Source organism: Vibrio sp. 10N.222.54.A3, assembly GCF_041474095.1.
GTDB lineage: Bacteria > Pseudomonadota > Gammaproteobacteria > Enterobacterales > Vibrionaceae > Vibrio > Vibrio crassostreae_C.
In genome coordinates this window covers 55,193-81,644 of record NZ_JBFRTN010000029.1, presented here as the reverse complement: position 1 = coordinate 81,644, position 26,452 = coordinate 55,193, and the positions used below count along the sequence as shown (strand labels likewise).

At 44.1% G+C, this 26,452-nt stretch carries 25 protein-coding genes; 15 read left to right on the top strand and 10 right to left on the bottom strand.

The window, feature by feature from the left end:
• Window positions 1-488 precede the first annotated feature (488 nt).
• The 5 genes from leuA to AB4507_RS08655 all read left to right on the top strand — a co-directional run bounded on the left by leuA (window position 489) and on the right by AB4507_RS08655 (window position 6,312).
• Window positions 489-2,036, top strand: coding sequence for a 2-isopropylmalate synthase (gene leuA / locus AB4507_RS08675; RefSeq protein WP_017066940.1), 1,548 nt, complete (start codon window positions 489-491; stop codon window positions 2,034-2,036).
• Between the two features lie 98 nt (window positions 2,037-2,134).
• The gene (gene leuB / locus AB4507_RS08670) at window positions 2,135-3,226 is read left to right on the top strand and encodes a 3-isopropylmalate dehydrogenase (protein ID WP_017061390.1); all 1,092 of its coding nucleotides are present in this window, start codon (window positions 2,135-2,137) and stop codon (window positions 3,224-3,226) included.
• A gap of 117 nt (window positions 3,227-3,343) precedes the next feature.
• Entirely contained in the window at window positions 3,344-4,756 is a 1,413-nt protein-coding gene (leuC, locus tag AB4507_RS08665; RefSeq protein ID WP_017062936.1) for a 3-isopropylmalate dehydratase large subunit, read from the top strand.
• Between the two features lie 14 nt (window positions 4,757-4,770).
• On the top strand, window positions 4,771-5,373 hold the full coding sequence (leuD, locus tag AB4507_RS08660) for a 3-isopropylmalate dehydratase small subunit (RefSeq protein WP_017062937.1): 603 nt from the start codon (window positions 4,771-4,773) through the stop codon (window positions 5,371-5,373).
• A gap of 156 nt (window positions 5,374-5,529) precedes the next feature.
• Window positions 5,530-6,312 carry a DUF547 domain-containing protein gene (locus AB4507_RS08655; RefSeq protein ID WP_017061387.1) on the top strand — a complete coding sequence of 261 codons (783 nt, stop codon included), beginning with the start codon at window positions 5,530-5,532 and terminating at the stop codon, window positions 6,310-6,312.
• Window positions 6,313-6,407: 95 nt separating this feature from the next.
• On the opposite strand, the gene AB4507_RS08650 is transcribed toward AB4507_RS08655, so the two are convergent.
• Entirely contained in the window at window positions 6,408-6,953 is a 546-nt protein-coding gene (locus AB4507_RS08650) for a DUF924 family protein (protein ID WP_372182536.1), read from the bottom strand.
• Between the two features lie 58 nt (window positions 6,954-7,011).
• On the bottom strand, window positions 7,012-7,866 hold the full coding sequence (gene djlA / locus AB4507_RS08645) for a co-chaperone DjlA (protein WP_017061385.1): 855 nt from the start codon (window positions 7,864-7,866) through the stop codon (window positions 7,012-7,014).
• Window positions 7,867-8,015: 149 nt separating this feature from the next.
• Here djlA and lptD point away from each other — a divergent pair, with 149 nt between their 5' ends.
• The 6 genes from lptD (at window position 8,016) to AB4507_RS08615 (ending at window position 14,784) form a co-directional block, all read left to right on the top strand.
• Entirely contained in the window at window positions 8,016-10,349 is a 2,334-nt protein-coding gene (lptD, locus tag AB4507_RS08640) for an LPS assembly protein LptD (protein ID WP_229647480.1), read from the top strand.
• 43 nt (window positions 10,350-10,392) lie between these two features.
• Window positions 10,393-11,691, top strand: a complete 1,299-nt coding sequence (surA, locus tag AB4507_RS08635; RefSeq protein WP_136979300.1) for a peptidylprolyl isomerase SurA — start codon at window positions 10,393-10,395, stop codon at window positions 11,689-11,691.
• Complete coding sequence (gene pdxA / locus AB4507_RS08630) at window positions 11,678-12,670, top strand: 4-hydroxythreonine-4-phosphate dehydrogenase PdxA (protein ID WP_372174615.1); 993 nt, start codon at window positions 11,678-11,680, stop codon at window positions 12,668-12,670. Before surA ends, pdxA begins: the two co-directional genes overlap by 14 nt.
• The gene (gene rsmA, locus AB4507_RS08625; RefSeq protein ID WP_017062942.1) at window positions 12,667-13,482 is read left to right on the top strand and encodes a 16S rRNA (adenine(1518)-N(6)/adenine(1519)-N(6))-dimethyltransferase RsmA; all 816 of its coding nucleotides are present in this window, start codon (window positions 12,667-12,669) and stop codon (window positions 13,480-13,482) included. The genes pdxA and rsmA overlap by 4 nt, the downstream gene beginning before the upstream one ends.
• Before the next feature lie 88 nt (window positions 13,483-13,570).
• The gene (apaG, locus tag AB4507_RS08620) at window positions 13,571-13,951 is read left to right on the top strand and encodes a Co2+/Mg2+ efflux protein ApaG (RefSeq protein WP_004735899.1); all 381 of its coding nucleotides are present in this window, start codon (window positions 13,571-13,573) and stop codon (window positions 13,949-13,951) included.
• A gap of 29 nt (window positions 13,952-13,980) precedes the next feature.
• Window positions 13,981-14,784, top strand: a complete 804-nt coding sequence (locus AB4507_RS08615; RefSeq protein WP_372174614.1) for a symmetrical bis(5'-nucleosyl)-tetraphosphatase — start codon at window positions 13,981-13,983, stop codon at window positions 14,782-14,784.
• A gap of 74 nt (window positions 14,785-14,858) precedes the next feature.
• Here AB4507_RS08615 and folA read toward each other — a convergent pair whose 3' ends face one another.
• The 6 genes from folA to rplU all read right to left on the bottom strand — a co-directional run bounded on the left by folA (window position 14,859) and on the right by rplU (window position 18,864).
• Window positions 14,859-15,338, bottom strand: a complete 480-nt coding sequence (gene folA, locus AB4507_RS08610) for a type 3 dihydrofolate reductase (RefSeq protein ID WP_137001747.1) — start codon at window positions 15,336-15,338, stop codon at window positions 14,859-14,861.
• 36 nt (window positions 15,339-15,374) lie between these two features.
• Window positions 15,375-15,848, bottom strand: coding sequence for a threonine/serine exporter family protein (locus AB4507_RS08605; protein WP_017062945.1), 474 nt, complete (start codon window positions 15,846-15,848; stop codon window positions 15,375-15,377).
• Entirely contained in the window at window positions 15,848-16,615 is a 768-nt protein-coding gene (locus AB4507_RS08600) for a threonine/serine exporter ThrE family protein (protein WP_017061378.1), read from the bottom strand. The genes AB4507_RS08605 and AB4507_RS08600 overlap by 1 nt, the downstream gene beginning before the upstream one ends.
• Before the next feature lie 164 nt (window positions 16,616-16,779).
• Entirely contained in the window at window positions 16,780-17,952 is a 1,173-nt protein-coding gene (gene cgtA / locus AB4507_RS08595) for an Obg family GTPase CgtA (RefSeq protein WP_372129596.1), read from the bottom strand.
• A gap of 323 nt (window positions 17,953-18,275) precedes the next feature.
• A complete protein-coding gene (gene rpmA / locus AB4507_RS08590) occupies window positions 18,276-18,533 on the bottom strand; it encodes a 50S ribosomal protein L27 (RefSeq protein ID WP_004735905.1) in 258 nt (85 codons plus the stop codon).
• Window positions 18,534-18,552: 19 nt separating this feature from the next.
• Window positions 18,553-18,864: a 50S ribosomal protein L21 gene (rplU, locus tag AB4507_RS08585; protein WP_004740823.1), complete on the bottom strand. Its 312-nt coding sequence runs from the start codon at window positions 18,862-18,864 to the stop codon at window positions 18,553-18,555.
• A 268-nt stretch (window positions 18,865-19,132) separates the two neighbouring features.
• Here rplU and ispB point away from each other — a divergent pair, with 268 nt between their 5' ends.
• A complete protein-coding gene (gene ispB, locus AB4507_RS08580) occupies window positions 19,133-20,104 on the top strand; it encodes an octaprenyl diphosphate synthase (RefSeq protein WP_017061376.1) in 972 nt (323 codons plus the stop codon).
• Window positions 20,105-20,221: 117 nt separating this feature from the next.
• Here ispB and AB4507_RS08575 read toward each other — a convergent pair whose 3' ends face one another.
• Both AB4507_RS08575 and mdh read right to left on the bottom strand, forming a co-directional pair.
• On the bottom strand, window positions 20,222-20,413 hold the full coding sequence (locus AB4507_RS08575; protein WP_017068805.1) for a hypothetical protein: 192 nt from the start codon (window positions 20,411-20,413) through the stop codon (window positions 20,222-20,224).
• Between the two features lie 124 nt (window positions 20,414-20,537).
• Window positions 20,538-21,473, bottom strand: a complete 936-nt coding sequence (mdh, locus tag AB4507_RS08570; RefSeq protein ID WP_009847834.1) for a malate dehydrogenase — start codon at window positions 21,471-21,473, stop codon at window positions 20,538-20,540.
• 332 nt (window positions 21,474-21,805) lie between these two features.
• Between mdh and argR the strand changes: the two genes are divergently transcribed.
• The 3 genes from argR to AB4507_RS08555 all read left to right on the top strand — a co-directional run bounded on the left by argR (window position 21,806) and on the right by AB4507_RS08555 (window position 26,421).
• The gene (gene argR, locus AB4507_RS08565; RefSeq protein ID WP_004740827.1) at window positions 21,806-22,276 is read left to right on the top strand and encodes a transcriptional regulator ArgR; all 471 of its coding nucleotides are present in this window, start codon (window positions 21,806-21,808) and stop codon (window positions 22,274-22,276) included.
• Between the two features lie 341 nt (window positions 22,277-22,617).
• Window positions 22,618-23,586 (top strand): TAXI family TRAP transporter solute-binding subunit, encoded by a 969-nt coding sequence (locus AB4507_RS08560; protein WP_017061374.1) that lies wholly within the window; start codon window positions 22,618-22,620, stop codon window positions 23,584-23,586.
• Window positions 23,587-23,841: 255 nt separating this feature from the next.
• Window positions 23,842-26,421: a TRAP transporter permease gene (locus AB4507_RS08555; RefSeq protein WP_065584689.1), complete on the top strand. Its 2,580-nt coding sequence runs from the start codon at window positions 23,842-23,844 to the stop codon at window positions 26,419-26,421.
• Window positions 26,422-26,452 lie beyond the last annotated feature (31 nt).

Sequence of the window (26,452 nt, the reverse complement as noted above, 5' to 3'; positions counted from 1 at the left end):
CTATTTAATCAAATGATTAATTAATTTAGCCACCCTTTTAATTTTATTGGTGAATCGTTCCATCAAAAAGATTTACTACAAAGTTTTAACCTACACATCAGCCAAACGATAAACTAACCGCCCAGTACAAAACACTCAATCAGCTGATAACACCAGCAAACAACACGCAAGCAGCACAAACCAAAAAAAAACACCGCCAAAGCACGCTGATATTGGATTTTCTTGTTTGACGCTCAGAATAAATTGCGGTAAATATGGTGTTAACAGTTTATTTACGGATATTTGTGTAATGATTTTTTCTTCTTCTCGACTGCTGAAACTTCTCCTTATCGTGAACCAATCGCGCGGGTAAGTTGTGGGTCAAGAACTACACAAATATTAAAACCCGCGCTGAGCGGGTTTTTTTGTAACTGGCACTTTTAAAAGAACATCATTCTTAATAATAATTTGGATAGCAATCGATTCATTATCGATATAAGGAAGCACCCATGAACGATCAAGTGATAATTTTTGACACGACCTTACGTGATGGCGAGCAAGCGTTGGCTGCAAGCTTAACGGTAAAAGAGAAATTACAGATCGCTTATGCACTTGAACGACTGGGTGTAGATGTTATTGAAGCGGGCTTTCCGGTGTCATCACCAGGCGACTTTGAGTCAGTACAAACCATCGCAAAAAATATTAAAGACAGCCGAATCTGTGCACTTTCTCGTGCTGTAGCGAAGGATATCGATGCCGCTGCAGAAGCGTTAAAAGTCGCTGAGCAGTTCCGTATTCACACCTTCATTTCTACATCAACGGTTCACGTGCAAGATAAATTACGCCGTAGCTACGACGATGTTGTCGATATGGCAGTAAAAGCGGTAAAGCATGCGCGCAACTACACAGACGATGTTGAGTTCTCTTGTGAAGATGCAGGTCGTACGCCTATCGATAACCTATGTCGTATGGTTGAAGCGGCAATCAACGCGGGCGCGAAAACCATCAACATTCCAGACACAGTGGGCTACACAGTACCTAACGAGTTTGGTGGCATTATCAAAACGCTATTTGATCGCGTTCCAAACATCGACCAAGCAATCATCTCTGTTCACTGTCACGATGACTTGGGTATGTCGGTTGCTAACTCAATTGCTGCGGTACAAGCCGGTGCTCGTCAAGTTGAAGGTACTATTAACGGTATCGGTGAGCGTGCGGGCAACTGTTCTTTAGAAGAAATCGCAATGATCATCAAAACTCGCCAAGAGTTACTAGGTGTTCATACTGGTTTGGATCATCAAGAGATTCACCGTACCAGTAAGTTGGTTAGCCAGCTTTGCCACATGCCAATTCAAGACAACAAAGCAATCGTCGGTGCTAACGCATTCAGCCACTCTTCAGGTATCCACCAAGACGGCATGCTTAAGAACAAGAACACTTACGAGATCATGACTCCTGAGTCTATTGGCTTGAAAAACAAAGCATTGAACCTAACCAGCCGCAGTGGTCGTGCAGCCGTTAAGAGCCACATGGACGCAATGGGCTACAAAGACAATGAGTACAACCTAGATTCATTGTACGAAGACTTTTTGAAACTGGCTGACCGTAAAGGCCAAGTATTCGATTACGACCTAGAAGCACTAATGCACTTCGCAAATCTACGTGACGAAGATGACTTCTATAAACTTAACTACCTAAGCGTACAATCTGGTAGTGTTATGTCTACCACCAGCATCAAGCTGCAATGTGGTGATGAAGAGAAATGCGAAGCGGCTGTCGGTAACGGCCCGGTTGATGCTTTATACCAATGTATCTACCGCTTAACGGGTTACGAAATTGCATTGGATAAATTCGACCTTACCGCGAAAGGTGAAGGCGAAGATGGCTTAGGCCAAGCTGATATTATTGCGAACTACAAAGGCCGCAAGTACCACGGTACAGGCGTTTCAACGGATATCGTTGAGGCCTCTGGTCAGGCGCTACTGCACGTTATTAATAGCATTCAACGCGCAGACACCATTGCTGAAATGAAACAGCAAAGAATCGCAACAGTTTAAACACCCAATAACAGAGCCCTAGAGCCGATGTTATTGGCTTTAGGGACAAAATTTAAAACGAGCTAAATAGCTCAGTAACAAAGAATTAAAGGATTAACATGACTGATAAATCATACAAAATTGCCGTACTACCTGGTGATGGCATTGGCCCAGAAGTAATGCAACAAGCGCATAAAGTGCTAGACGCGATCGAAAAGAAGCACGCGATTAGCTTTTCTCGCGAAGAGTATGATGTTGGTGGTATTGCAATTGATAACCACGGCTGTCCACTTCCAGAAGCAACAGTCACTGGCTGTGAAGAATCTGACGCAGTACTTTTTGGTTCTGTTGGCGGTCCTAAATGGGAACACCTTCCACCGAACGACCAACCAGAGCGTGGTGCCCTACTTCCTCTACGTAAACACTTCCAACTGTTCTGTAACCTACGTCCAGCTCAAATCCATAAAGGTCTAGAGTCTTTCTCTCCTTTACGTGCTGACATCTCAGGTAACGGTTTCGACATCGTGGTAGTCCGTGAGCTAACAGGCGGTATCTACTTCGGCCAACCTAAAGGCCGTGAAGGCGAAGGCGCAACTGAAAAAGCTTTTGATACAGAGGTTTACCACCGCTACGAAATCGAACGTATTGCAAAGATTGCGTTTGAATCGGCACGCCTACGTAACAAAAACGTTTACTCAATCGATAAAGCGAACGTTCTACAGAGCTCTATCCTATGGCGTGAAGTCGTTGAAGAGATCGCAAAAGATTACCCAGATGTAACGCTAAACCACATGTACATCGACAACGCGACCATGCAGCTAATCAAAGACCCGTCTCAATTTGACGTAATGCTATGTTCAAACATCTTCGGCGACATCATTTCTGATGAGTGCGCAATGATCACTGGTTCTATGGGTATGCTTCCTTCTGCAAGCTTGAACGAAAGCAACTTCGGTCTATATGAACCAGCAGGAGGCAGTGCACCAGACATCGCAGGTAAGAACATTGCAAACCCAGTCGCGCAAATCCTTTCTGCAGCCCTAATGCTTCGTTACAGCCTAGGCGAAGAAGCGGCAGCACAAGACATCGAAGCAGCGGTTTCTAAAGCACTTTCTGCAGGCGAGCTAACGGCAGACCTTGCTGGCAAAAACCAAGCGCTGACTACCTCTGAAATGGGTGACAAGATCGCTGAGTACATCTTAGCTTCATAAGCTAAAGGCTCCGATTAGAAGCAAGTATATAAGAATAATATCAAGCCAAGTCAGCGTAAACCGCATGACTTGGCTCGAAACAAACACTGGGACTGATGCTCCCAAGGAAGAAAAGCTATGTCGACAAACCAGCACGCAAAAACCTTATACGAAAAAGTTTATGACGCTCACGTTGCGGTTGCAGCGAAGGGCGAAACACCAATTCTTTATATCGATCGTCACTTAGTTCACGAAGTAACGTCACCTCAAGCATTTGATGGCTTGCGTGAGAAAGGCCGCAAAGTTCGCCAAGTTGGCAAGACTTTCGCGACCATGGATCACAACGTATCGACACAAACTAAAGACATCAACGCTTCTGGTGAGATGGCTCGTATCCAAATGGAAACGCTATCGAAGAACTGTGAAGAGTTTGGTGTCACGCTTTACGATCTAAACCACAAATACCAAGGTATTGTGCACGTAATGGGTCCTGAGCTAGGTATTACGCTACCGGGCATGACCATCGTATGTGGTGACTCGCACACGGCTACACACGGTGCATTTGGTTCACTAGCATTTGGTATCGGTACTTCAGAAGTGGAACACGTTCTAGCTACGCAAACGCTAAAACAAGCTCGCGCTAAAACCATGAAGATCGAAGTAAAAGGCAAGGTTACTCCTGGCATCACTGCAAAAGACATCGTGCTAGCGATCATCGGTAAAACAACGGCTGCTGGCGGTACTGGCTACGTAGTTGAATTCTGTGGTGAGGCAATTACCGACCTTACGATGGAAGGTCGTATGACAGTATGTAACATGGCAATCGAGCTTGGCGCTAAAGCAGGCTTAATCGCTCCAGATGCAACGACATACGAGTACATCAAAGGTCGTAAGTTCTCTCCAGAAGGCGAAGACCTAGAAGCAGCAATCGAATACTGGGATACGTTAAAAACCGATGCTGATGCAGAATTCGATGCAGTTGTTACATTAGAAGCGGCAGACATCAAACCACAAGTCACTTGGGGTACCAACCCAGGTCAGGTTATCTCAGTAGACACACCAATCCCTGCACCAGAAAGCTTCGCAGACCCTGTAGAAAAAGCATCAGCTGAAAAAGCGCTGGCTTACATGGGTCTTGAAGCCGGTAAATCTCTATCTGATTACAACGTAGATAAAGTGTTCGTGGGTTCTTGTACTAACTCTCGTATCGAAGACATGCGTGCAGCAGCAGCAGTAGCGAAAGGTCGCCAAGTTGCAAAACATGTGCAAGCGCTTATCGTTCCGGGTTCAGAGCAAGTTAAAGCACAAGCTGAGGCTGAAGGCCTAGATAAGATCTTCATCGAAGCAGGCTTTGAATGGCGTTTACCGGGTTGCTCTATGTGTCTTGCGATGAACAACGACCGTCTAGGTCCACAAGAGCGCTGTGCTTCTACATCAAACCGTAACTTTGAAGGTCGCCAAGGCCGTGATGGTCGTACGCACCTAGTTAGCCCAGCAATGGCAGCCGCAGCGGCTATCGCTGGTCACTTTGTCGATATTCGTGAACTTTAATTAGAGGATTTAACATGTCAGGTTTTCAACAACACACCGGATTAGTCGTTCCTCTAGATACGGCCAACATCGATACTGATGCGATCATTCCAAAGCAGTTTCTACAGAAAGTAAACCGCATCGGTTTTGGTAAGCACTTGTTCCACGATTGGCGCTTCCTAGACGATGCAGGCCAACAGCCAAACCCTGATTTTGTAATGAACGAAGCTCGCTACCAAGGCGCTTCAATTCTTTTAGCTCGTGAAAACTTCGGTTGTGGTTCATCTCGTGAACACGCACCGTGGGCGCTTGCCGATTACGGTATCCAAGTAATGATCGCACCAAGCTTTGCCGACATTTTCTACGGTAACTCGATCAACAACCAAATGGTGCCAGTTCGATTGACTGAGCAAGAAGTGGATGAGCTATTCCAATTCGTTGAAGCGAATGAAGGTGCAGAAATTACGGTTGATCTAGAAGCAATGAAAGTCAGCGCGAACGGCAAAGAGTACTCGTTTGAAATTGATGAGTTCCGTCGTCACTGCTTACTGAATGGTTTAGATAATATCGGCCTTACACTTCAACATGCCGATAAGATCTCAGAGTTTGAAGCTAAGATTCCTAGCTTCCTAAAATAATGAGACGTTTCTGAATAAATCTAAAGGTTGGCCAAGTGCCAACCTTTTTTATTTGGCTAAGCTTTTAACTTAACTTCATATGTTTATTTAAATGAAGAGCAATGAAAGAAAATGGTAAGCCTTAAGGTCTTAGTAGTCAGTCATCAGGAGAATGCCATGAAACAACTACTTTTTATTGTCAGCCTACTTTTCTCAACCTTAGCTTGGTCTGCGCCTAAATCCGATCTTTGGCCATACTGGAAGCAAAGCGACGAAACCAACCTAGAACAGGTATCTCATCAAGATTGGCAGCAATTCCTCGATAGCTACTTGGTTAAACAGGGGCAAAATACGTTAGTTAGCTATAAAGCGGTGAACACTGCCGATAAGACCAAACTTAAGCAATACATCAAGCAACTCGAACAGGTGAATCCGCTCAACTATTCAAAAGCGGAGCAGTATGCCTACTGGGTTAATCTATATAACGCCGTGACTGTCGATTTGATTCTTGATGCCTACCCGATCAAATCCATAACTAAACTTGGCGGACTATTTAGTTTCGGTCCGTGGGGAGATGATGTGGTAGTCGTTAATGGGAAATCACTGACACTCAATGACATTGAACACCGAATCCTAAGACCAATTTGGCAAGATCCTCGCACGCATTATGCAGTGAACTGTGCCAGCCTAGGTTGCCCTAACTTACAACCTGACGCTTTTACCTCTAAAAATACTGAAGCCTTGCTAGAGCAAGCTGCAACTGAGTTTGTAAGCAGTGACAAAGGCGTGATGGTTACAAACAATAAGCTTCAACTATCATCGATTTACGAATGGTTTGCTGTGGATTTTGGTACGAAGAAACAGCTTATTCAGCACTTAGAACAATATCGAATTGAAGCAGTAACCAATACTCAAAACATCAGTTATGAATACGATTGGTCGCTCAACCAAGCAAACTAGCTCTAAGGCTAAAGTTGATCACTAAAGTAAAAAAGAGGCTAGAGGTTTTTATTAACCTCTAGCCTCTTCTCAATTCTTTGACCGTATTTCTACAATTAAAAGCTTGAGCTCGGTTGCTGCAAGAACTCAATCTCTTCGGGAGTCGAAGCTCGCCCTAACACCTCATTACGGTGCGGATAGCGACCAAATCGCTCAATGATAACCTTGTGCTTAAACTCAAAGTCCAGATTATGCTCTAATCCCGTTTGAGAAAAGAGTTCCACGGCTTGTTCATGGACTAACAAAGATTCACTGTGCATATAAGGCATATACAGGAAGCTTTTCTGTTGCTCGTTAAGCTGGTGATCAAAACCACCCGCTACCGCCTCTTGGGCTAGAGCCAACGCCATCGGATCAGCAGAAAATGCTGTCGGACTTTTTCTACCAATATTTCGAGAAAACTGATCAAGCACGATAATTTCAGCCAAGCGCCCTTCTGCATTTTGTCGCCATTCAAATAGCTCACCTTGGATAGCGGCTTTGTGCAGTTTAGCAAAACGAGACTCAATCAAAGTATCGATCTCTTCACCGCCAGTAAACCAGTCTTTTGGCGTCAGTTCATCGAACCAAAACTCTAGAACATCCTGATACGTTACCGTCATATAATTCCCTTTAATAAAAAACCGAGTCATTTAATATCATGACTCGGTCTATATTCAATTACTTAAAACCTTTTACTTTCTTTATCAGGTCATAAGCATTCTGAATTTCTTGCGATTTCTCTTTCGCAACATTCATCATCTCAGGCGGTAAGCCCTTCGCCATCAGTTTATCTGGGTGATGTTCATTCATCAGCTTGCGGTAGGCTTTCTTCACCTCTTTACCGTCAGCACTTTCACTCACACCAAGAACCTTATATGCGTCGCCAAGTTGGTTCTGTTGCGAAGCCTGTTGCCAACCTGATGATTGCCCATGACCCTGATGGCCACCAAAGCTTCCACCTTGCTGTTGGAAACGGAACGCAGCTTCTTGCATCTGCAAGCGGCGTTCTAGTTGTGCTGCCGAAAACCCAAGCCCTTGCGCTATTTTATGCAGAACTTGACGTTCACTCGGGTGCAAACTTCCATCCGCAAATGCGGCAGATACCTGAAGCTCTAGAAAGAACTGCAGAAGATCAAAACGACCACCCGATGAGATTTTAACTCGCTCAAGTACGTCGTTCAGAGGGAAGTCGCTCTCTTTGCCGTCACGGAATGCATCTTGCGCTGCTTTACGCTGTTCGCCATGCAGGTTCATACGCTCCATCATGGTAGAAGCGAGTTGAATCTCTTCTGGCGTTACCTGCCCTTTCGCTTTAGCAACGTGCCCCATAACCGCAAAAGCGGATTTAAAAAACTCGTTCTGTCTTTCTGCTTGGCTTGGACCTCGACCAAAACCAGAGCTATTGAAGCCTGATTGGTTCAATCCGCGAGCTTTATCGAATTGGTGTCCTAAAAACAGACCAAAAACTAAACCGAGTGGCCCTCCAAATAAAAAGCCAAAAAACGCGCCCAAAATTTTGCCAAATATTTGCATTATGTGTTCTCTATCTATGAATTTTATCTGAGTAATGCTGTCTGATGATGCTGAATGCTATTATTTCCTTTATCATAAGGAAAATGCTTTATTAATTGGATTGATACTAGATCAACCCTTCATCTAGTGACACAGGATAGTTCAACTTCATGCAATCTTTTTCCCGCTCCTTGTTAGCCGCGTCTATAAGTACGGCGTTATACGTGTCGACAACTCAAGCTGAAACAATCACCGATAGTAGTGTGCAGGAAATGCCCTCTATAGATCAATGCTTGATCGAGCCCGCTGCAGAAAACGAGACACAGCTACCCGCTCACGTTGAGTCAGATCGCCTAGAAGCTATCAATGGTGACAAAGCAATATATTCAGGTGACGTAGTCGTTACGCAAGGGAACAAGACCATCCTTGCCGATAACGTAACCCTGCACCAACAAGAAAATATCGTTGTAGCTGAAGGCAACGTAAACTTTAGTGATGGTCAAATCAAATCTATCTCAGACAGAGCGACCAATAATCTGACTACAGATGAAATGACGCTTGAGAACACCGATTACGAATTCCTTTGCGAGCCCGGTCGCGGAGATGCTGTTTATATAGCAAAAACAGGTAAAGCGGTTTATGAGATTGAAGATGGCTCCATTACCTCTTGCCCTATCGGCGATAATGCTTGGCGTCTAAGAGCATCGAGCATCAGTGTCGACCAAGACGAAGAACAAGCCACTTTTTATAATCCACGTTTTGAAATCCAAAGTGTTCCCGTCTTTTACTTACCTTACTTAACAGTACCGGTGGGTGATACACGTAAAACCGGTTTCTTGTACCCAACAGTTTCGTATGGTTCAAGCGATGGTTTTGAAGCTGAAATTCCTGTTTATTGGAACTTAGCACCAGACTACGATTTGGAAACTACCTTCAAGTACATGCAAGAGCGTGGCACTCAACTCAACAGTAAATTCAGATATTTAAGCGATTTTGGTTCCGGTAGTATCGAGTCTGAATATTTACCAGACGATCAAAAGTACACTGATCTAGGCGATCGTTGGGGTTTCCAACTAGAACATTCAGGAATATTCCAACAATCTTGGTTATTCGAAATTGATTACTCTAAAGTCAGTGATATTGACTACTTTTCGGACATGAGCTCAAATATCGGTAACCGTGAAGATGGACAACTGCTTCAAGAAGGGCAAGCAACATACCGTTCTCAAAATTGGGATGCGTCTGTACTTGTTCGAGACTTCCAAGTTCTTACCACCAGCAATAACTTGCCTTATCGTCTAATGCCACAACTCGAGTACAATTACTATGCTCCAGAGGTAATGGATTACCTAGATTTTGACTTAATCAGTCATATATCAATGTTCGATACCGACGCATCAGGCAAACCATCAGCCACTCGTGTTCACGTTGAACCTGGTATTACAATCCCAGTAGGTAACACTTGGGGTACTTGGACAACAGAAGCTCGACTACTTGGTACTTACTATCAACAAGACCTTGACGGCGTTGATACAGGTGCGGGTTCTGATTATGAAGGCTTAGAAGAATCGGTAAGCCGAGTTATTCCAGAGTTTAGAAGCCACGCAGGTATCGTTCTTGAACGTGATACAAAAATTGTGGGCAATTACACTCAAACACTCGAACCTCAAGTTCAGTATCTTTACGTACCAGAAGAAGATCAAAGTGACATTGGTCTTTACGATACGACACTACTGCAGACCGATTACTATGGTCTATTTAGAAGCCGTAAATATAGCGGTGTTGATCGTATCGCATCTGCGAATCAAATTAGTTATGGTGCATCATCTCGTTTCTTCGATGATGAGTATAAAGAGCGTTTGAATATTTCTTTTGGTCAGATTTTTTATATCGATAAAGATACAAAACAGACTTTAGACAACGACGACTCTGATAACAAAACTAATTATTCGTCTTGGGCTATAGAAATGGACTTCAACTATGATGACTACCTGTTCTACCATGGTGGCGTGCAATACGATATTGACTCATCTTCGATGCAATTAGCGAATAGTACACTTGAATACCGCTTTGCTGGTGGTTACATACAAACCAACTATCGCTATGTTACAGAAGAATACATAAATGAAACTGTAGATTTTGACGTATCATCCATAACAAGAGATGGTATTTCGCAAGCGGGTTTACTTGGTTCCTACCAAATTTCACCGAAATGGAGCACCAGTGCTCAATATTTCTATGACTTAACCACACAAGAAGATCTAGAGTGGTTAGCTCGTTTAAACTATAGATCGGATTGTTGGTACATCGGCTTTACGTATAGTAACCAGCTGACAAATAACATTAGTGATCCAAATGTCACGCCTGAATATGAAAATAACTTTGGTGTGAATTTCGGTATTATCGGCTTTGGTACTAACTTAGGCTCTGATTCAGGCGCTGTTGGGGATAGCAGTTCTGATAACTCATTGAGCTACGGTCGCCCATTCTTCTTAAACAACTAATTTTCTTTACTGATAAGAAATCAGTAAATTTAAAGGATTACACATGACATTGTGGAAACGCACATTAATTGCTATCGCAGCGACTTGTACTTTATCAACAAGCTTTGCAGCGCCAGTCGAGCTAGACAGCGTAAAAGTTATCGTTAACGAAGGCGTTATCTTACAAAGCGACATCGATGCCTCGATGAAGACACTGCGTGCCAACGCAAAAAAAAGCGGTCAAACACTGCCATCGCAAGATGTGCTCAATGAGCAAGTACTAGAAAAACTGATCATCGATACTATTCAAACTCAAGAAGCAGAACGTATCGGTGTTCGTATTGATGATGCTCGACTTGATCAAGCAATTGAAGGTATCGCTAAAGACAACAACCAAACGGTAGAACAACTTACCGCATCGGTTGCTGAAGAAGGCCTTAGCTACAATGCATTTCGAGAGCAAGTAAGAAAAGAGATTGCAGCAAGTGAAGCTCGTAACGCCTTAGTTCGTCGCCGTATCAATATTCTTCCTGCGGAAGTTGATAACCTAGCAGATATCTTAGCGCAAGAGACTAACGCGACCGTTCAATATAAAATTGGCCACATTCAACTGCGCTTTAATGATGACCAAACCAAAGAAGAGTTAGAAGCTCAAGCTACTGAACTGGTTGAAGAACTGAACTCAGGCAAAGATTTCAGCACCATGGCATATACTTACTCTAAGGGTCCTAAAGCGCTGCAAGGTGGTGATTGGGGTTGGATGCGTAAAGAAGAGATGCCAACCATTTTTGCTGACCAGATCAAAATGCAAAATAAAGGCAGCATCATCGGTCCTTTCCGTAGCGGTGTAGGTTTCCACATTCTAAAAATTGAAGATGTGAAAGGCTTAGAAACCGTAGCAGTAACGGAAGTGAATGCTCGTCATATCTTGATTAAGCCAACCGTAATCTTGAGTGACGATGGCGCGAAAGAACAACTTGAAAAGATCACGCGCCGCGTAAACGCAGGTGAAGCGAGCTTTGGCGACCTTGCACAGCAATACAGCCAAGATCCAGGTTCTGCAGTACAAGATGGTGAGCTAGGCTACCAAACACCAGATTTGTATGTACCAGAATTCAAACACCAAGTAGAAACGCTACCAGAAGGCAAAATCAGTGCGCCATTCAAAACCGTACACGGTTGGCACATTGTTGAAGTACTAGACCGTCGCGAAGTCGACCGTACCGATTCAGCTTTGAAAAACAAAGCTTACCAAATTCTATTTAACCGTAAATTCAACGAAGAAGCTGGTGCTTGGCTACAAGAAGTAAGAGCAAGTGCCTTTGTTGAGATGGTTGAGGACGACCAAGATGACAACAACTAAACGTATTGTCATAACCGCAGGTGAACCAGCAGGGATAGGCCCAGATTTAACTTTGGCTCTATCTCAAGAAAGTTGGCCTCATCAACTCGTGGTTTGTGCTGATAAAACACTGCTATCCGAGCGAGCTAAAATTCTTGGTATCGAAGTCGATCTTCTGGACTACGATGCAAATGCAGCTAAGCAACCGCAACGCGCTGGCACACTGGTAGTGAAACACGTTCCACTTGCTGAAACGGCAGTTGCAGGTCAACTCAATGAGGCTAATGGTCATTACGTATTAAATACTTTAGAAACCGCAGCAATTGGCTGTATGAATGATGAATTTGATGCTATTGTCACCGGCCCCGTTCACAAGGGTGTAATTAACCGAGCTGGCGTTGCTTTTAGCGGCCATACCGAGTTCTTTGCAGAGAAGTCCAATACACCACTGGTGGTGATGATGTTGGCAACTGAAGGGCTGCGTGTTGCGCTAGTAACAACGCACATCCCACTAGCTTATGTATCTCAAGCTGTGACCGAAGACAGATTAGAGCAAATTATTGCTATTCTAAATAAAGACTTGGTTGAAAAATTTGCTATTGAGAAACCAACTATCTATGTGTGTGGCTTGAATCCACATGCTGGTGAAGATGGTTGTTTAGGGCGTGAAGAGATTGAAACTATCACCCCGACGCTAGAAAAAATTCACCAAAAAGATGGCATCAATTTAGTTGGCCCATTGCCAGCAGACACCATCTTTAATGAAAAATATTTGCAAGATGCAGATGCTGTTTTAGGTATGTATCACGACCAAGTACTCCCGGTATTGAAATACAAAGGGTTTGGTCGCTCAGTGAACATCACGCTTGGCTTACCGTTTATTCGCACATCAGTCGACCACGGTACCGCCTTAGACTTGGCAGGGAAAGGCCAAGCCGATACAGGGAGCTTTAGAACAGCGCTCACGCACGCCATTGAATTAGTAGAGAAAAAGCAATGAGAAATGATGTCCACTTAGGGCACAAAGCGCGTAAACGTTTTGGTCAAAACTTCCTTAACGATCCATACATTATTGATGGCATCGTATCGAGTATTAACCCACTACCAGGTCAAAACTTGGTAGAGATCGGTCCTGGTCTAGGCGCAATTACTGAGCCTGTGGGTAAGCTTGTCGATAAATTTACTGTTATCGAATTGGATAGAGACCTTGCAGAACGTCTTCGTAACCATCCAGATCTTGCGGACAAGCTAACGATCCGTGAAGGCGATGCGATGAAGTTCGATTTCCAAGAACTGGTTAAGCCAAACAATAAGCTACGCATCTTTGGTAACTTGCCATATAACATCTCTACACCATTGATGTTCCACCTTTTTGAATTCCATAAAGACGTGCAAGACATGCACTTTATGCTTCAAAAAGAAGTGGTTAACCGTCTAGCTGCTGGCCCTGGCAGTAAAGCTTACGGTCGTCTTACTGTAATGGCTCAATACTACTGTAAAGTAACGCCTGTGTTAGAAGTTCCACCAACGGCCTTCGTTCCGCCACCGAAAGTAGACTCAGCAGTCGTGCGCCTACAGCCATACGAAGTGCTGCCTTATCCGGCAAAAGATCTGAAATGGCTAGATCGCGTATGTCGTGAAGGCTTTAACCAACGTCGTAAAACAGTTCGTAACTGCTACAAGAGCTTAATCGATAAGGAAGTGCTTGAAGAGCTAGGTATCAACCCAAGCATGCGTCCTGAGAACTTAACGCTCGAGCAGTTTGTCGACATGGCAAACTGGTTGTACGACAGTCATAACGCTGACAAATAAATAAAAAAGGCTCCTACACTTCGGTTAGGAGCCTTTTTTATGTAATACTTTAATTACATTAAGTATATCAACAACAAAAGGTGCGAATATGGATATATCTACGCCTTGTATCAAATGCCAGGTTCACTCTAAGTACATAGAAGAACAATCTGAGCCAACGAAGAATCGTTATGTCTTCGCCTACATTATTACCATCAAAAATCTAAGTAAAACAACGGTGCAACTTATGTCTCGCCGCTGGTTAATTACCGACTCTAACGGCAAGCAGCTCACCATTGAGGGTGATGGTGTAGTTGGCCAACAACCCGTGATTGAAGCCAACGACGAGTACACCTACACAAGTGGTACGGTCATCGAAACCCCTGTTGGCGTTATGCAAGGTCACTATGTGATGACCGATAACAAGGGCATTGATTTTATTACCGAAGTTGACCCATTCAGACTCGCAATCCCTAATATTCTTAATTAGCCGTACATCCGTATCTACAGGAAACTATTGTGTCGAATTACATTGTCGGAGACATCCAAGGGTGCTTCGACGAACTTCAAGGACTACTTGAAAAAATTAACTTTGATAAACACCAAGATACTTTATGGGTCGCCGGAGACTTAGTTGCTCGAGGCCCTAAATCATTGGAGACGTTACGCTTTATTCGTAACCTTGGTGACGCAGCTAAGGTTGTATTAGGCAACCACGACTTACATCTTCTGGCGGTGTCCTTAGGACTATTTCCAGCGAAACCAAAAGATAAGACTCAAGCGATTCTTGATGCTGAAGATCGTGAACTGCTACTCGAATGGTTAAGACAACAGCCTTTGCTTCAAGAACACCCAGAGTTCGTGATGTGCCATGCGGGTATCTCACCGCAGTGGAATCTAGAAAGAGCACGTGTTGAAAATCGAGAGATCGTATCCTTGCTGAAGTCCGATAAATGGCAATGGCTAATCAAAAACATGTACAGTAACACGCCTGATTTATGGCATCAGGGTTTACATGATATTGAGCGCTATCGTTATGCAATCAATAGCCTGACAAGAATGCGTTTCTGTTTTGAAGATGGCCGTCTCGACATGGCATGTAAGCTACCACCGAATGAAATTACCGATGAACCATTAGTGCCGTGGTTTGACCTTCCGCAACGCGTAAAGCTCGATAAAACCGTTGTTTTTGGACACTGGGCTGCGCTTGAAGGCTATAACGGAAAAGACGTAATTGGACTTGATACTGGATGCGTCTGGGGAGGTGAATTGACAATTCTTCGCTGGGAAGATAAACAGTTTTTCACTCAGAAAGCGCTATAAAGATACGAGAAACTTGCGCTACCTTGGTAGGGTAACGCAAGCATTTTTCAGAGACTAGCTATTGATAACCACAGTTAACGCTCGAGAATCACAAACTCCATGTTGTGTTTGTTTTTCTCGTCAGCTTGATAGCTCTCTTTAAAGCTCTGCTTCCAACCTTCACCCCAGTCAGGAAATTGTGTATCTCCATCGACGGCGAAATCGATGTAAGTCAGATACAACTTGTCCGCTTTAGGTAAGCAGCTCTCATAAATAGAGCCGCCACCAATGATCATCACCTCTTCAACATCACTGAGTAGCTCTAGAGCCTGTTCAATAGAAGTTACCGTCGTTACACCTTCAATCTTTAAACTCTCATCACGGCTGATTACGACATTCAACCGACCCGGCAAAGGGCGTCCAATAGAATCGTAGGTCTTACGTCCCATCACGACTGGTTTACCCATAGTCGAGCGTTTAAACCATGCAAAATCCGCAGGTAAATGCCAAGGCATCTGATTGTCTTTACCAATTATACGGTTGTTTGCCATTGCCGCTATCATGCTGATGATCATAAATCGAAAGTCCTGTCCCTAAAAAGAAAATTAACGCTAAACGATAGGTCTACGGCGATAGAATAACAGCCCTGGCACAGCTAAGCCAACCGCCAACCCTGCGATAATGAACATCGATTTTAAAAAGTTCTCCATCAACATTGCCAACAACTCAGGCGTGTAGCCTGCCCTGTTAATCTCCACCATCGCAATCATCGCCTTGAAGGCGAACACACCTGGCACCATAGGAATTAGAGCTGCAACCGTAAACACCTTCGGATGTGCTAACAGTTTATGTGACCAATGAACCCCTATCATACCAACCACGGTTGCGGCGAAGAACGTCGCCCATTCGATTGGAATACCAAAGTGCATCATCAGATACCGGCTACCATGACCGATAGAACCACCGAGTGCACAATAAATTAAAGCACGTTGCGGAACGTTAAACACCAATGCAAACCCAACCGCAGGAATAGCGGCGAAAAACATATCGTTGAGCAGACCTAAAAACAGTTCGAAAATACTCATTAGCTTGCCCACCCCCAAACATCTGATAGACTCATCGCCGCGACAATGCCCAAGCTCGTCGCCAGAGTTAATAAGCTGGCCATGGTAAAGCGCGCTAACCCCATATTAATATGGCCTTTAAGCATATCAGCGACGGAGTTAATCAGAGGAAAACCAGGTACTAACATTAATACAGATGAAGCCATCACGATCGTGGGTTGGCCGCCAATATTGTAAAGTACGGCTTGAGCTGAAATGGTCGTGGTAACGAATGCTGTGATAGCAAAGTTTAATAGCGGATTGAAATGGCGGTGCCCAATCTCTTGCCTGACGATCATACCGCAAGCTGAAGCAATAAAAGTCATCATGAAGACTTGCCAGTCTCCGCCCGCAAGGTGGCTAAAAGAGGCGCACGACAACCCTATCATCACAACCACTAACCAACGGTTGTAGCGCTCGGGGCTGATGTTTTGAATCTTTTTATACGCCAAATCATAATCGAGAATTCCCTTCTCCATCATGATGCAAATGCGTTGAATGTCGGTGATAACCTGCATGTTAATGCCACGATCAGCACAACTTCGAGTAGTGGTAATACAGTGATCATCCATTACGGTAGTTACAACAAGCGCATTGGCTGACAGTGCGACTTCAACCTCATTCACCCCACAAGCAATACCGATGCGACGCATGATATCGCCGACCAGTGTGCTCTCTGCCCCGTGCGCCAATAACATTTGTCCTGATTGAGCGACGAGTCTTGAGATCGCTCTTTGCTTTGATGCCATGATTTCCTTCCCATAGGCGTTAATTATCTAAAGATAAATTTTGCATAAAAAACAGTAAGACGTCATGATTTAGATACAAAAAAACCGCAATTTTCATTGCGGTTTAATAAAACTATCAGTGTACTTGTAAGAAGCGACCGATGCGTTATGAGAAACTAAGAGGATTAGTCACGAACATAGATAACATGGCCGTCATCCTCTTCGTCATCCCAATCGTCCCAATCGTCGTCATCTTCAGTAACGACATTCTTACCGCTCATCGCATCTTTATGGTAGTCATCCCACATAAAGTCTACTTTTTCTTCTTCTTCAACTTCTACAACATCACGAGGTAGGTTTTCCATAAACTCACCAAGTTTGAAGCAAAGATCTTTGGTGCCGATTTTATTCACAGCAGAGATCTTGAAGTACTCGCCTTCCCAGCCCAAAGCATCGATGATTTCTTGAATCTTTTCGTCTGCTTCGTCTTCTGGCATTAGGTCAACTTTATTGAACACTAACCAGCGAGGTTTTTGTGAAACTTTTTCACTGTATTGCTCAAGCTCATCGATGATCGTTAGTGCATTCTGAATAGGATCAGATTGATCGATCGGCATAATGTCGATCATATGCAGAAGAACACGACAACGCTCAAGGTGCTTAAGGAATCGGATACCAAGGCCAGCGCCATCAGCTGCGCCTTCGATTAGTCCTGGGATATCGGCAACAACGAAGCTCTTTTCAGGGACAACACTTACCACGCCCAAGCTTGGGATCAAAGTAGTGAACGGGTAATCAGCCACTTTTGGTTTCGCAGCAGATACTGAACGAATAAAAGTAGATTTACCTGCGTTTGGTAGGCCAAGCATACCAACGTCAGCTAATAGAAGAAGCTCTAAACGCAGTTCACGAACTTCGCCTTTAGTACCCATTGTCTTTTGACGAGGAGCGCGGTTAACAGACGATTTAAAACGCGTGTTACCAAGACCGTGCCAACCACCTTTACCAACCATTACTTTCTTGCCGTGTTCAGCAACTTCAGCAACGATTTCGTTGGTGTGGATATCAACTGCACGCGTACCAACTGGTACTTTCAGCGTAATGTCTTTACCACGTTTACCAGTACAGTTACCGCCGCGACCATTCTCGCCACGCTCTGCATTGTAAAAACGTTGGAAACGGTAATCGATCAGTGTGTTTAAGTTCTCATCCGCTTGGATGTAAACATCACCGCCGTCACCACCGTCGCCGCCATCAGGACCACCTTTAGCGACGAATTTTTCGCGCCAAAAGCTAACTGTACCATTACCGCCATCACCGGCTTCTATTTTTACTACCGCTTCATCAACGAATTTCATTTTTTAACTCCGCACTTACGTTGCGTTACCACTCATCAAGGAGTGATATAAATTCTAGCAGATCCGTGTTTAGATCGATCACCTAAGATCTAGGCCGACCTGCAACCAAGGAACAAATAAGGAGAGGTTCTTTGCTTCTTATTTCTTAAAAACAAACGGCTTCTTAAAAACTAATCTGTTTATCAAAAAATAAAACGGCTTCTCAAAACCAAAACAAGAGCGTCTGCTTTTTTATTCTTGCTATAAATAAAAAACCCTGCCGAATCGGCAGGGCTTTTGAATTCAGCTTGAAAGCTAATAAAATAATCTAGTTAAAGATTAAATTACTCAGCTTCGATGCTTACAAACTTACGGTTTTTAGGACCTTTAACAGCAAATTTCACTTTACCTTCAGTAAGAGCGAAAAGAGTGTGGTCTTTACCGATGCCAACGTTTGTGCCAGCGTGGAACTTAGTACCACGTTGACGAACGATGATGTTACCTGCAAGAACAGATTCACCACCAAAACGCTTAACACCAAGACGTTTGCTTTCTGAATCGCGGCCGTTATTAGTAGAACCGCCAGCTTTTTTATGTGCCATTGTTAAACTCTCCTAATACTTAAGCGTTAATGCCAGTGATTTTCACTTCAGTGAACCACTGACGGTGACCAGCTTGCTTACGCGAGTGCTTACGACGACGGAACTTAACGATTTTTACTTTATCGCCACGACCGTGTTGTACTACTTCTGCAGTAACCTTGCCACCTTCAACAAGAGGTGCACCAACAGCGATTTCTTCGCCGTTAGCAACAAGAAGAACTTTATCAAATTCAACAGTTGCACCAGTTTCAACGTCTAATTTCTCTAAACGAAGTGTTTGACCTTCGCTTACTCGGTGTTGTTTGCCACCAGATTGGAAAACAGCGTACATATTTTACTCCGCTTTTTCCGCACAGCCTATGGTTGTCAATTGTACAACTCGGGTGTGCGCTAAACTAATCAATAGGGCGCAGATTCTACGGGAATCATGGCGCTATGACAAGCCATATTTTTAAAAAATTGGCGAAAACCTGTTCGCCAAAGAAAAGTGTGGCAATCATGCCCTTTAGCGATGTATTAATCAACGTTTTTTAGTGTATTATTCAACAATTGAATACAACGTATAAGCCTTACAGGGTCTAACTTCAGCCGGATGAACAATGGATTTTAAAGCTATCCAAACGCTTACTGCCAATGATATGGCAAAAGTGAATGAAACAATTCAAGCCCAACTTAATTCTGACGTAAGTTTAATCAACCAGCTTGGTTTTTATATCGTTAGCGGTGGTGGAAAGCGCCTACGCCCTTTGCTTGCTCTTTTATCTGCCCGCGCACTTGGTTACCAAGGTGAAGCTCATATCACCTCTGCAGCCTTTATCGAGTTTATTCACACCGCAACCCTGCTTCATGACGACGTTGTCGACGAATCGGACATGAGACGTGGTAAAGCGACGGCCAATGCCGCTTTTGGTAATGCCGCTAGCGTTTTGGTGGGTGACTTTATCTACACACGCTCATTCCAAATGATGACAACGCTAGGATCCTTAAAGATCCTTGAGTTAATGAGTGAAGCGGTAAACGTGATTGCCGAGGGTGAAGTTCAACAATTAATGAACTGCAATAACCCAGACACCACAGAAGAAAGCTACATGCAGGTGATCTACTCTAAGACTGCTCGTTTGTTCGAAGCTGCGACCCAAATCGGCGCGATTCTTACTGAGTCATCACCAGAGATCGAAACAGCAATGCAGAACTATGGTAAATACCTAGGCACCGCATTCCAACTGATTGACGATGTGATGGATTACACTGCAGATGGTAAAGAGATGGGTAAAAACGTTGGTGACGATCTTGCCGAAGGCAAACCAACGCTTCCTCTACTTTACGCAATGCATAATGGCTCTCCTGAACAAGCAAGCATGATTCGTGAAGCGATTGAGAAAGCGAACGGCATGGAACGTCTTGACGACATTATGGCTGTAATGAAAGAGACAGGCTCTTTAGAGTACACAACAAATAAAGCCTACGAAGAGGCCGATAAAGCCATCGCTGAGCTTTCTGTACTTCCTGACTCTGAATATAAGCAAGCGCTAACCACGCTCGCACACTTAGCTGTTAAACGCAGTAAGTAAGCAGGTTAATAGACAACTCGCTTCTAGCTTCTAGCTTCTAGCTTCTATATAAATAACAAAAAGAGCCTCAGGGCTCTTTTTTTTGGTTTTCAACAAATATTTGTAGGTGAGCCAAATTCAATATCGACTGGCTTCTAATGATAACGGCAGTTGTGCTTCAATCTCTTCAAGCTCTTCCATTGGCACCGCGTACTGCTCTTGCCCGTTGTAAGTCTCTACTAGCGCGTACTGCTCTTGCTCATCAATTACCAATACTTTTCCTAAGTGCCCCAAATATTCGACATTCATACCCTTCTGAACAGTAGCCATAACATTTACCTTCACATTAATTGTAAAGCTAAATACGAGTAGCTTGAACTTCAGGATCAAAAAAGCCGATCATAATGACCGGCCCTTATTAATTAGCTTAAGTCTGAGTTAAATAGCGTTTCGCTTATTTAGCGAATTCAACACCAATCTCGATGTCACCATTTAGCGTTTCAAGCATGCTATCTAAAGCGTTACGTTCGAAGTCACTTAGCTCACCGTAGCTAAGGATCGCTTCAGCGCCCTCTTTGCCTAGTTTAACTGGCTGTGCGAAGAATGGAGCGTGCTCGCCTTCACCTTCAACGTATGCACATTCAATCACGTTTTCTTCACCTTGAAGTGCTTTAACTAGTGCAAGACCGAAACGACAAGCCGCTTGACCCATAGACAGTGTCGCACTGCCGCCGCCAGCTTTAGCTTCTACTACTTCAGTACCTGCATTTTGGATGCGAGTCGTTAGCGCTGCAATTTCTTCATCAGTGAACTCTACGCCTTCAACTTGAGAAAGTAGAGGAAGAATCGTTACGCCTGAGTGACCACCGATAACAGGAACACGGATGTCGCCTGGATCTTTGTCTTTTAGTTCAGCAACGAACGTTTCAGAACGAATCACATCAAGAGTCGTAATACCGAATAGACGACGCTTGTCGTAAACGCCCGCTTTCTTCAGTACTTCAGCCGCGATTGGCACTGTTGTGTTTACTGGGTTAGTAATGATACCAACACAAGCAGTCGGACAAGTAACTGCGATTTTCTCTGCAAGAGACTTAACAATGCCAGCGTTCACATTGAAAAGATCCGCACGATCCATACCAGGCTTACGAGCAACACCCGCTGAAATAAGTACAACATCCGCACCTTCTAGTGCTGGTGTTGGATCTTCACCCGCGTAACCTTTGATCGAAACAGGCGTTGGGATATGGCTAAGATCGGCAGCAACACCCGGTGTTACCGGAGCGATGTCGTAAAGTGCAAGATCTGAACCAGCAGGTAGGCGGTTCTTAAGTAGTAGGGCTAGGGCTTGACCGATGCCACCAGCGGCACCAATAACAGCTACTTTCATTGTTATTCTCCTTGAGAGCTTTCTCTTATAGATTCTTTGTAGGGTAATTCTTGAGCTAAATCTAAGTTAAAAAACTATATTAATCACAAAGTGATTACAATCAATTAACGCTAGCTTTGCGACTTCGCGCAAGTCAATAAAACCGTGCTACACAGCAAGTTCGCATTATGGCGATAATCGACTGAAATAACAAAATAAGTCGTCGCAAATAACACATTATTCTATTAAATATTTACAGTGATATGACTAACAAATTACAGGGATGTTTTGGCTAAAATTGAATATGTATGCGAGAATATGCAAACATCTTTGTTAATGAATAAGAATGACATATGCGCAATACAGAAAAGCAAGACAACTTAGTTCGTGCATTTAAAGCCTTACTAAAAGAAGAACGTTTTGGCTCACAAGGCGAAATTGTGGATGCCCTAAAACACGAAGGTTTTGAAAGCATCAACCAGTCTAAAGTCTCGCGTATGTTAACCAAGTTTGGTGCCGTTCGAACTCGTAACGCAAAAATGGAGATGGTTTACTGTCTTCCTGCTGAGCTAGGTGTTCCGACCGTTTCTAGCTCTTTACGAGAATTAGTACTAGATATTGACCACAACAATGCATTGGTGGTGATACACACAGGTCCTGGTGCGGCGCAGCTGATTGCTCGTTTATTAGACTCACTAGGTAAGTCGGAAGGTATACTGGGCGTAGTCGCAGGTGATGATACTATCTTCATTACCCCAACGTTATCGGTTACCACTAAGCAACTGTTTGATTCAGTGTGTGAACTGTTTGAATACGCAGGATAATTGATCGCTGTTTCATAACTATCAGCCTTATTAATGGATCACGAGTATCTATTTGCTTCGTGATCCAAATCACATCCTAGAATATCCATACCTCCCTTCCAAAATCACACTAAACCATTGATTTTAAAAACCCAGTAGCAAATCAAACACGAGATCAAGACATCATTTGTTAGATTTTTTAGCTATATCTTTTAACATTCGAGTAATTTTCTGCCAATTTTTGATATTATTCAGCCACTTTTTCATCACATGGATTGAAAAAGGTGCCGTTTCCAAATAGGAAACTCCTGAAGCAACTACACTTGTTTCAGGGTTAATAATGAATAAAGGAAGGGAAATTCATGGCATTTACCAAACTTATTAAAGTTGGTGCTATTGCAGCTGCTGTAATGGGCGCTGGCGCTGTTAACGCTCAAGAGTTCATCACGATTGGTACTGGTTCAGTTACGGGTGTTTACTACCCAACTGGTGGTGCGATTTGTAAGCTAGTGAACAAGGGCCGCAAAGACCACAACATTCGTTGTTCTGTAGAGTCTACTGGTGGTTCAATCTACAACGTTAACACCATCCGTGCTGGTGAACTAGATTTCGGTGTTGTTCAATCGGACTGGCAATACCACGGCTACAACGGTACAAGTAAGTTCAAAGATCAGGGCGAATACAAGAAACTTCGCGCGATGTTCTCTCTACATACAGAACCGTTCAACATCATCGCTCGTACTGATGCTGGCATCAACAATGTGTCTGACCTAGCAGGTAAGCGTGTAAACATTGGTAACCCAGGTTCTGGTGACCGTGCAACGATGGGTGTTGTAATGGACGCTATGGGCTGGACTAACGACAGCTTCAAGCTTGCTTCTGAACTTAAAGGTTCTGAGCGTTCACAAGCACTTTGTGATAACAAGATTGATGCATTCATCTACATGGTTGGTCACCCGAACGGATCAATCAAAGAAGCAACAACGTCTTGTGATGCAAAACTGGTTTCAGCAACAGGTCCACAGATCGACAAGATCGTAGCTGAAAACCCATACTACGCTTACAGCACAGTTCCTGCTGGTATGTACCGTGGTACTGACGCTGACGTAAACAGCTTCGGTGTTGCAGCTACTATGGTAACAACTTCAGACGTTTCTGAAGAAGTTGCATACAACGTTGCTAAGGCAGTATTTGAAAACTTTGACACTTTCAAACGCCTACACCCAGCATTTGCTAACCTGAAAAAAGAAGACATGGTTAAAGCGGGTATCTCTATCCCTCTTCACCCAGGCGCAGCAAAATACTACAAAGAAGTGGGCCTTCTAAAGTAACTCTACTTTAAGCCTACTACACCAATAAGGAGGCTAGCCCTCCTTATTGGCTTTTCACGTTTTATAAAAATAATTTAAGTGAAAAGAACAGCCCTTTAAGTTTCTCCAATTTGGAGGACTTACCTTCGTATCAAGCCTAAGACAAAGACGAACAAAAAACGCATTTCCCTATCCATTCACTACACTAGATAGGAAATAAATAACGTTTGGTTGTTCGTAAGAAAAGGCAGACCATCAATAATAAGGATAAAGTACATGACGCAGACAACATCACCGTCTCCAGATGTGCAAGAAATGGTGGCACAATCAGATACTGGTGCGCGTAGCCCTCGTGGTATCCAAGGCCGTATTTTATGGTTTGTGCCTCTATGTTGGTCACTGTTCCAACTTTGGTATGCATCTCCGCTGCCGTTCATTTTTAACTTCGCAATTTTAAACGACACTGAAGCTCGAGCAATTCACCTTACGTTTGCTATTTTCCTAGCCTTTACCGCTTATCCAGCCATGAAGAATTCGCCTAGGGATCGCATCCCCGCAGTCGATTGGATATTAGCGCTTGTAGGTAGCTTTTCAGCTTCTTATATCTATATTTTCTATACTGAACTCGCTGAGCGATCGGGCGCACCAACAACATTCGATATTGTTGCGGCTGTATTCGGTATGGTTTTACTGCTTGAAGCAACACGACGCGCTTTGGGTCCACCTCTTATGGTTGTGGCAGCAGTATTCCTACTTTATACCTTTGGCGGCCCTCACATGCCGGACGTTATTGCCCACAAAGGTGCGAGCCTGAACAAGGCAATGTCGCATCTGTGGCTAACAACTGAAGGTGTATTCGGTGTGGCACTTGGCGTATCAACGTCATTCGTATTCTTGTTTGTACTGTTTGGTGCAATGCTAGAACGTGCTGGCGCCGGTGCTTACTTTATTAAAGTTGCATTCTCACTGCTTGGTCACATGAAAGGCGGCCCAGCGAAAGCAGCCGTTGTCGCATCAGGTCTGTCTGGTTTGGTATCAGGTTCATCTATCGCGAATGTGGTAACCACGGGTACCTTTACTATCCCGCTAATGAAGCGTGTTGGTTTCCCGGGTACTAAAGCAGGCGCAGTAGAAGTCGCGGCTTCAACCAATGGTCAATTAACACCACCTATCATGGGTGCAGCAGCCTTCTTGATGGTTGAGTATGTGGGCATTTCGTATGTAGAAGTAATCAAAGCCGCGCTACTGCCCGCTCTGATCTCTTACATCGCTCTGATTTACATTGTTCATCTAGAAGCATGTAAAGCAGGTATGACTGGCCTACCTCGTCGCCACACACCAACTATCGTACAAAGCTTACTGTCTTTCACGGGTACCATTTTAGGTCTGTGTGTTATCAGTGCCGCAGTTTACTACGGTGTCGGTTGGACGAAAGATGTCTTTGGCGATGCTGCAACACCAATCGTAACGGTGGCGCTATTAGTCGCTTATGTCGCTCTGGTTCGTGTATCAGCAAAATACGCATCTGAAGGCGGCATGGAAATCGATGCGGATCTCAAAGAAGTTCCGGATCCAGGTCCAACAATTAAGTCTGGCCTGCACTTCCTATTGCCTATCGTGGTGCTTGTTTGGTGTTTAACAGTTGAACGTTTCTCTCCAGGTCTGTCGGCATTCTGGGCGACCGTGTTCATGATCTTCATTCTGATCACTCAGCGTCCGTTAATGACTCTGATGAACAAATCAGACGATCTTGCAGAGCAAACTAAAGCTGGCTTCGTTGATCTCGCAGAGAGCTTGGTTTCAGGCGCACGTAACATGATTGGTATCGGTGTCGCGACAGCGGCTGCAGGTACGGTTGTAGGCGTGGTGACTCTAACGGGTATCGGTCTAGTAATGACGGACTTCGTTGAGTTTATCTCAGGCGGTAGCATCATTCTTATGTTGCTATTCACTGCAGTAATCAGCTTGATCTTAGGTATGGGCTTGCCAACAACGGCGAACTACATCGTTGTATCAACGCTGATGGCTCCGGTAATCGTGACCCTAGGCGCTGCGCACGGCTTGATCATTCCATTGATTGCGGTTCACTTATTCGTGTTCTACTTCGGTATTCTTGCGGATGATACACCTCCGGTAGGTCTCGCGGCGTTTGCAGCAGCGGCAATTGCGAAATCAGATCCGATTCGTACTGGTATCCAAGGCTTCACCTATGATATCCGTACCGCAATTCTACCTTTCATGTTCATCTTCAATACTCAACTACTACTGATGGGCATTGATTCTTGGTGGCACTTAGCACTAACGATTTTCTCATCTGTGACTGCGGTACTTATCTTCGCAGCTGCAACACAAGGTTGGTGGTTCACCAAGAACAAGTGGTGGGAAACGGTGCTGCTTATTGCATTAACCTTCACTTTCTTCCGCCCTGGCTTCTGGTGGGACATGATTTACCCAGAGAAAGTTCTTTCACCTGGAGTTGAGATTGCTCAAATCACGGAAAAGCTGGATGTGGGACAATCACTTGAACTTAGAGTGGGTGGCGAAAACTTAGAAGGTGACTATTCTGAAAAGACAGTTCGCCTGCCGTTTGAAGATTCTGCGACCTCAAGTGAAGATCGTATTGCCTCTATGGGTCTAATGCTGACTGAATCAGAAGGCAAGATGATTGTTGATATGGTTGAGTTCGGTAGCCCAGCAGAAGCGGCTGGTATTGATTTCGATTGGGAAATCAAATCCGTTATCCAAGATGCAGATCGACCAATGAAAGAGTGGGTATTCTTACCAGCTCTGATCATTTTGATTGGTTTAGCGATGAACCAAAGAAGACGTGCTCGTAAGGATGAGATTAGCGCGTAATGGATAAGGCTGAGTAGTGCTTAGCGCTATT

What these genes read in the sequence shown, in the direction of transcription:
- leuA (WP_017066940.1), top strand. Translation starts at nt 489, where the DNA reads ATGAACGATCAAGTGATAATTTTTGACACGACCTTACGTGATGGCGAG.
- surA (WP_136979300.1), top strand. Translation starts at nt 10,393, where the DNA reads ATGACATTGTGGAAACGCACATTAATTGCTATCGCAGCGACTTGTACT.
- lptD (WP_229647480.1), top strand. Translation starts at nt 8,016, where the DNA reads ATGCAATCTTTTTCCCGCTCCTTGTTAGCCGCGTCTATAAGTACGGCG.
- ispB (WP_017061376.1), top strand. Translation starts at nt 19,133, where the DNA reads ATGGATTTTAAAGCTATCCAAACGCTTACTGCCAATGATATGGCAAAA.
- rpmA (WP_004735905.1), bottom strand. Translation starts at nt 18,533, where the DNA reads ATGGCACATAAAAAAGCTGGCGGTTCTACTAATAACGGCCGCGATTCA.
- AB4507_RS08560 (WP_017061374.1), top strand. Translation starts at nt 22,618, where the DNA reads ATGGCATTTACCAAACTTATTAAAGTTGGTGCTATTGCAGCTGCTGTA.
- cgtA (WP_372129596.1), bottom strand. Translation starts at nt 17,952, where the DNA reads ATGAAATTCGTTGATGAAGCGGTAGTAAAAATAGAAGCCGGTGATGGC.
- AB4507_RS08575 (WP_017068805.1), bottom strand. Translation starts at nt 20,413, where the DNA reads ATGGCTACTGTTCAGAAGGGTATGAATGTCGAATATTTGGGGCACTTA.
- djlA (WP_017061385.1), bottom strand. Translation starts at nt 7,866, where the DNA reads ATGCAAATATTTGGCAAAATTTTGGGCGCGTTTTTTGGCTTTTTATTT.
- AB4507_RS08605 (WP_017062945.1), bottom strand. Translation starts at nt 15,848, where the DNA reads ATGAGTATTTTCGAACTGTTTTTAGGTCTGCTCAACGATATGTTTTTC.
- pdxA (WP_372174615.1), top strand. Translation starts at nt 11,678, where the DNA reads ATGACAACAACTAAACGTATTGTCATAACCGCAGGTGAACCAGCAGGG.
- leuC (WP_017062936.1), top strand. Translation starts at nt 3,344, where the DNA reads ATGTCGACAAACCAGCACGCAAAAACCTTATACGAAAAAGTTTATGAC.
- AB4507_RS08650 (WP_372182536.1), bottom strand. Translation starts at nt 6,953, where the DNA reads ATGACGGTAACGTATCAGGATGTTCTAGAGTTTTGGTTCGATGAACTG.
- apaG (WP_004735899.1), top strand. Translation starts at nt 13,571, where the DNA reads ATGGATATATCTACGCCTTGTATCAAATGCCAGGTTCACTCTAAGTAC.
- rplU (WP_004740823.1), bottom strand. Translation starts at nt 18,864, where the DNA reads ATGTACGCTGTTTTCCAATCTGGTGGCAAACAACACCGAGTAAGCGAA.
- mdh (WP_009847834.1), bottom strand. Translation starts at nt 21,473, where the DNA reads ATGAAAGTAGCTGTTATTGGTGCCGCTGGTGGCATCGGTCAAGCCCTA.
- leuB (WP_017061390.1), top strand. Translation starts at nt 2,135, where the DNA reads ATGACTGATAAATCATACAAAATTGCCGTACTACCTGGTGATGGCATT.
- rsmA (WP_017062942.1), top strand. Translation starts at nt 12,667, where the DNA reads ATGAGAAATGATGTCCACTTAGGGCACAAAGCGCGTAAACGTTTTGGT.
- AB4507_RS08655 (WP_017061387.1), top strand. Translation starts at nt 5,530, where the DNA reads ATGAAACAACTACTTTTTATTGTCAGCCTACTTTTCTCAACCTTAGCT.
- leuD (WP_017062937.1), top strand. Translation starts at nt 4,771, where the DNA reads ATGTCAGGTTTTCAACAACACACCGGATTAGTCGTTCCTCTAGATACG.
- AB4507_RS08600 (WP_017061378.1), bottom strand. Translation starts at nt 16,615, where the DNA reads ATGGCATCAAAGCAAAGAGCGATCTCAAGACTCGTCGCTCAATCAGGA.
- AB4507_RS08555 (WP_065584689.1), top strand. Translation starts at nt 23,842, where the DNA reads ATGACGCAGACAACATCACCGTCTCCAGATGTGCAAGAAATGGTGGCA.
- argR (WP_004740827.1), top strand. Translation starts at nt 21,806, where the DNA reads ATGCGCAATACAGAAAAGCAAGACAACTTAGTTCGTGCATTTAAAGCC.
- folA (WP_137001747.1), bottom strand. Translation starts at nt 15,338, where the DNA reads ATGATCATCAGCATGATAGCGGCAATGGCAAACAACCGTATAATTGGT.